Here is a 5,431-nt window from a genome sequence, read left to right as displayed (position 1 = left end):
CCCTCCGCCCCCGGCTCATTCTTTTTATCTCCGCTCATCCCCCCTCCTTCGGCTGGCTCCGCCCTGTAGTGTGCCCCGTCGCGAGGGCGCCCGGGACAGGCTTCGCCGCCTCCTCCTTCGCTGCTCACGCTGCTACAGAGGACAAGTCGGAGGGGGAGGCGGCACAATGGTCTCCTCCTTCGTCCGACGCGGTATACTGGCGCGGATGCACTGTCCCTTTTGCAGAATAGCCTCCATGCGCCGGGTCGTTTCCGGCGAACGGGAGATCGACCGGTGCCTCTCCTGCGGGGCGCTCTGGTTCGATTCCGGGGAGATCCGGGAGCTCACGGAAGGCCGGCTTCCGGCCGGGGAAGGGGAAAGTCCGCCGGATCCTCCCGCGGGGGAGCTGGCCCGGCTGCACCGGCAGGCGGCGTCGACCCCCTGTCCCATGTGCGGGGAACGGCTCGGGGCGGTCGATTTCCAGATGACGGGGGTCCCGGTGCTGGTCTGCCGTGAGTGCCGCGGGATCCTGGCCCCGCGCCGCTCCGCGGGCAGGATCGCCGCCCGGTTCCGATTCCTGCGGGAGCACCGGGAAAAATACGCGGCGCTCGGCGAGTCGCTGGCCGAAGCGGCCATGCGGCGCCAGGCGGCGGGCGGGATCGGAGGGCCCGGCATGGGGATTCCCCTCCCGGTCATCGTCCCGCTCTCGGACACCGGTCCGGAGGTCCGTTCCTTCCCGGTCGTCACCCTCCTGCTGGCGGCCCTGCCGTTCCTGATCACCCTGTTCGCCGGACTGGGGGAGGCTTCCCTTCGCCTCCCCGGCGGGCTTGCCGGTCTTCCGTCCGGGGCGGGATTCCGGGGGATTCCCCCGGAGGCGCTTCTGATCGCCCCCTTCCTCCATGCCGGGCTTCTTCCCCTGGCGGTCGGGATCCTCTTCCTGCTCGTCTTAGGAGACAACGTGGAGGACCGGATGGGATGGCTCCCCTTTCTGCTCCTCTATCTTCTTTGCGGGGCCGTCGCGGGGGCCGCGCACCTCCTTTGGGGAACGACGGGAAACCCGCCCGCCCTCGGCTCGGCGGGAGCCGTCGCCGGGGTGCTCGGCGCCTACCTGGTCTTCTTCCCGGATGTCCCGATCCGGATGTACGGGCTGGGCCGGGTGGTGACCATCCCCGCCTATCTCTTCGCCTGCGTCTGGATCGCCGGGGCGTTTCTCATCGGTCCGGGCCCCTTCATGGATTTCCTGAACCCGGCCCCCCTGTCGCTCGCGGGGAACCTCGCGGGGTTCGGGTCCGGAGTCGCCGGGGCGATCCTCTGGAGAGTCGCGGGAGAGGAAAACCCGACCGGGAACGAGTCGGTTCCCGCTTCATGAGTCCGGCCTCGAGCCCGGGAGGACCCGTCTCCGGGGGATCCTACGTCCCTTTCCGAAGGATCCGCTTGTCGCCGATCCGCAGGGTCACCTTGGCCAGGTCGAAGTGCTCCATCAGGGGGATGATGTACTTGCGCGAAAGCCCCCCGCCGAGCTCCTTGAACTCCGGCACCGTGATCTCCTTCCTCTTCTCCAGGAACGCGACGAGCTGATCCCTGAGACGGGAGACGGCGTCCGGATCGAAATGGAGGTCCTTCACCCGAAGCACCTTCCCGGCCTTGACCAGCCCCTCCAGCGTCTTCTCGAATTCCTTTCTGTCGGGTGGACGCAGGCTGTCCGCAAGTTCCGTCTTCGACAGGGCGGAGAGGCCCGCGCCGCGGACCTTGTCCGCGATCGCCTTCGCAAGGGGCGACGACAGATCCACCGAACGGGGTCGGCGCTCCGGAAGGAAGTGGAGCTCCCCCGCTTTTCCGAGCTCCTTCCTTCCCGAAAACGCCAGCGCCAGCAGCTCCATGTCCGGGGGAACCGGAAAGGCCGCGGCGACCTCCTCCCGGGGGAACCCTTCCCGGTCGGGGAACCGGTCGTGAAGGAGCGAGAGGGCGCGAATCCCCTCGGCCGCCGCCTGCTCCACCGCTTTGGTGTGCCAGAAGCGCCGGCCGCCCGCGTTTCCGCGAAGGCCTCCCGCGGAGAGAAGCCGTTCGATCCCGGCCTCTGCCGCCTCGGGGCCGGTTCCCGCGATGACGGCGGCCTCCGTTTTCCCCAGTCCGACGCGGCCCGCCTCCTCCGCCGCGGCCAGGATCCGCTCCTCCGGCACGGAGGAGCGGAGGCGCGGAAGCGCCTCCGGAATCTCATTCGCCGTCCCTTTCCGTCGCGGGGGAGGGCAGGGGGAAAGGACGGCCCCTCCGCCGATCGTGTAGCCGAAGTTCTCCAGCGGGGCGAACCCCCGCAGGATGAACCGGTCCCCGCCCCCGAGGATATGCTCCTCCTCGAGCTCGATCCGGGCGTACCCCGAGCCGCCCGGGGGGATCCCGGCGGTCCCGTAGAGGAACACCCTCCCGAGGCAGGAGAAGGTCCCCGCGTGGAAGGAGACCCGGGCCCGGCTCCGCAGCGGTTTCGGGACGAGAGGCAGGTACTCGAGGAAGGCGTCGACCGCCTTCGTGGGGGCGAAGGTTCCGGGATGGCAGAGGACCGCCCCCCGCGGCACGCTCTCCTTCTCCAGCCCCTGGAGATTCACCGCCGTGCGGGTCCCCGCCGTGGAGTGAGCGGCCGGCCCGCCGTGGACCTGGAGCCCGCGGACCTTCGCCGATTCCCCGCCGGGGAGCACCTGCACCTCGTCTCCCGACCGCACCGTCCCCCCGACGACGGTACCGGTCACCACCGTTCCGAACCCCTTCATGGTGAAGGAACGGTCGACGGGGAGGCGGAAGAAGAGGGAGGGATCCTTTCCCGGGACGGCGGAGGCGATCCGGTCGAGCTCGGAAACCAGCCGGGGAAGCCCCTCGCCGGTCACCGAGGAGACCGGGACGATCGGGGCGTCCTCGAGGAAGGTCCCCCGCACGAAGGAGCGAACCTCCTCCTCCTGGAGGGCCGCCCAGTCGGGGTCGACCTTGTCGCGCTTGGTGAGCGCCACCAGCCCCCCCCGGATCGCGAGGAGGCGGCAGATGTCGAGGTGCTCGCGCGTCTGCGGCATCACCCCCTCGTCCGCCGCGATCACGAGCATCACGATGTCGATCCCGGCCGCTCCCGCCACCATGGTCCGGACGAATCTCTCGTGCCCCGGGACGTCGACGATCCCGGCGAGGATCCCGGAGGGGAGGGAAAGCCGGGCGAACCCCAGCTCGATCGTGATTCCCCGCTCCTTCTCCTCCTTGAGCCGGTCCGGGTCGGTGCCGGTCAGCGCGCGCACGAGGGCGCTCTTCCCGTGGTCGATGTGCCCCGCCGTCCCGACGATCACCTTTCCGGACATGGAAGTATCTTACCCGGATTCCCCGGATGCGGTACCATGGGAAGAACATGGGAGAGGTCTCACCGCGGGAATCGGTCTTCGGGTATACGGGGCCGGCGGCGAAGGCAGCGGCCGTCGCGGTCCTCCTGCTCGGCATCACTGTGCTTCTCCAGGTCTTTCCCGAGAGGATCGAGGCCGCGCAGGGCTCCCGGGAACTGGTCCGAAAGCTCTATTTCCTCCCCATTCTCCTCGCTTCTTCCTGGTTCACCGGCCGGGGGGCGGCCGCCGCCGTCGCCGTGGCGACGGTGGCATGCCTCGGGCTATTCGGCGATGGATGGCCTGCCGGGATCGAGGAACAGATCGGCCGCGTGGGCGAGGTCGGGGTCTTCTGGCTGGTCGGATCGCTCTCGGCGAACTTCTTCGAGCGGCAGCGGAAGCATTTCCTCGAGGTCGAATCGGCGAACGAGAACACCCTGGTCGCGCTGGCCTCGGCGCTGGACATGCGGGAGCACAACACCGGGGTCCACTCGCTGCGCGTGGCCGACTATACGATCCGCCTCGCGACGGAGATGGGGATCCGGGACGCCGGAGAGCTCGACATCCTGTGGCGGGCGGCCCTTCTGCACGACGTGGGAAAGATCGGCATCCCCGACGACGTCCTCCTCAAGCCCGGGGCGCTTTCCGCGAGCGAGTGGGAGACGATGCGGCGGCACCCGGAGATCGGCCACCGGATGCTCGGGAAGATCCCGTTCCTGAAGGAGGCGTCGGAGATCGTCTTGTGCCACCATGAGCGGTTCGACGGCTCCGGCTACCCCAGGGGGCTTGCGGGGGAAGAGATCCCCCTCGGGGCGCGGATCTTTACCGTGGTCGACGTCTACGACGCCCTGACGACCGAACGGGCCTACCACAGCGCCGCCTTTCACGCGGAAGGGGTCGAAGAGCTTCGGTCCGGCGCAGGAAGCCGTTTCGACCCGGAGGTGGTGGCCGCATTCGAGCGGGTCCCCTTCGAGGAGTGGGCGGAGATTGCGCGGAAGAACCAGACGGTTCTCCTTCGCGCGCAGGAGGCGGAGCCCCCCCGGGTGAAGGAACCTGCCATGGTCCCGGGATCTCCGCCCGCCGGATGAGCGGAGGACGGTCGCGCACCGGGATGCCGCGCCGGATCCCGATCGAGGACCGGATCGACCTCCATGCCTTTTCCCCGGCGGAGGTCCGGAGCCTTGTCGGCGATTACCTGGAGGAGGCGGCGGAGAAGGGTTTCCGGCAGGTCCGGATCATCCACGGGCAGGGGACCGGCGCCCAGCGGCGGATCGTCCGGTCGGTCCTTTCGAACCACCCGCGGGTGGAAGGATACGCGGACGCCCCGCCGGAGGCGGGGGGATGGGGAGCCACCGTCGTGCGGCTCCGCGATCCGGGGGAACCTACTTCCGGAGGGTGATCTCGAGCCGGTTCGCGCTCTTGACCAGGGCGTTGTCCCTCTTCATGACCGGATCCTTGGAGAGGCCGTTTTTGACCAGGGAGAGCACGGCGGCGTGGAGCGGCGTCTGCGGCTTGTCCGGAAGCCGGTAGTCGACCCAGAGCCCGTCCTTTTTCGACTCCACGAGCCCGGCGTCCGACAGGGTCTTCAGGTGATGGGACACGTTGGGCTGGGACCCTTTGAGGACATACTGGATTTCGCAGACGCACAGGGGGCGCTGCTCGAGTATTTTCAGGATCCGAAGGCGCGTTTCGTCCGAAAGCGCCTTGAAGACCTTGGCGGATTGTTTCACATCCCCACCCCCCCGGGTATTAGTATAGGATATTCCGCGCCCGGCGTTAAGGTCAAGGTACGGAAAGGGGGATAACCCCGGGGAGGAGAATGCCGTGGCACGGCGCAAGGGGAAAAAAGGCGGCGGTCCGCTTCCCCGGATGAAGGTGCTCTTCCTGTGCACCGGGAACGCCTGCCGCAGCCAGATGGCGGAAGGGTGGGCCCGGGCGCTGAAATCGGACCGGTTCGAGGCCTTCTCGGCCGGGGTCGCGCCCTGCTACGTCCATCCGATGGCGATCGAGGCGATGGCGGAGGCGGGGGTGGACATCTCCGGGCACTATTCCAAGCATGCGGAGGATCTGGAGGGGATCCGGTTCGACTACGTCGTGACGCTGTG

The 5,431-nt window shown here is 68.7% G+C and carries 5 protein-coding genes and 1 pseudogene; 4 read left to right on the top strand and 2 right to left on the bottom strand.

Translation table 11 applies throughout. The features are described from left to right. Positions 1 to 235 precede the first annotated feature (235 nt). Complete coding sequence (locus A2X88_02210) at positions 236 to 1,348, top strand: hypothetical protein (protein ID OGP34711.1); 1,113 nt, start codon at positions 236 to 238, stop codon at positions 1,346 to 1,348. A 40-nt stretch (positions 1,349 to 1,388) separates the two neighbouring features. Here the strand turns inward: A2X88_02210 and A2X88_02205 are convergent, their stop codons facing one another. Next, positions 1,389 to 3,311 carry a selenocysteine-specific translation elongation factor gene (locus A2X88_02205; protein ID OGP34710.1) on the bottom strand — a complete coding sequence of 641 codons (1,923 nt, stop codon included), beginning with the start codon at positions 3,309 to 3,311 and terminating at the stop codon, positions 1,389 to 1,391. Positions 3,312 to 3,337: 26 nt separating this feature from the next. Here A2X88_02205 and A2X88_02200 point away from each other — a divergent pair, with 26 nt between their 5' ends. After that, on the top strand, positions 3,338 to 4,414 hold the full coding sequence (locus A2X88_02200) for a hypothetical protein (GenBank protein OGP34709.1): 1,077 nt from the start codon (positions 3,338 to 3,340) through the stop codon (positions 4,412 to 4,414). Then, positions 4,411 to 4,725, top strand: a complete 315-nt coding sequence (locus A2X88_02195; protein OGP34708.1) for a hypothetical protein — start codon at positions 4,411 to 4,413, stop codon at positions 4,723 to 4,725. The genes A2X88_02200 and A2X88_02195 overlap by 4 nt, the downstream gene beginning before the upstream one ends. On the opposite strand, the gene A2X88_02190 is transcribed toward A2X88_02195, so the two are convergent. Further along, on the bottom strand, positions 4,709 to 5,056 hold the full coding sequence (locus tag A2X88_02190) for a hypothetical protein (protein ID OGP34707.1): 348 nt from the start codon (positions 5,054 to 5,056) through the stop codon (positions 4,709 to 4,711). The genes A2X88_02195 and A2X88_02190 overlap by 17 nt on opposite strands. 94 nt (positions 5,057 to 5,150) lie before the next feature. Between A2X88_02190 and A2X88_02185 the strand changes: the two are divergent. Then, positions 5,151 to 5,431: pseudogene (locus A2X88_02185) on the top strand (hypothetical protein).

The sequence above is a fragment of the Deltaproteobacteria bacterium GWC2_65_14 genome (assembly GCA_001797615.1).
Classification (GTDB): Bacteria; Desulfobacterota; Deferrimicrobia; order Deferrimicrobiales; family Deferrimicrobiaceae; genus GWC2-65-14.
Note: the sequence above shows the minus strand (reverse complement) of the source record. Positions and strands in the feature narration are given on the sequence as shown.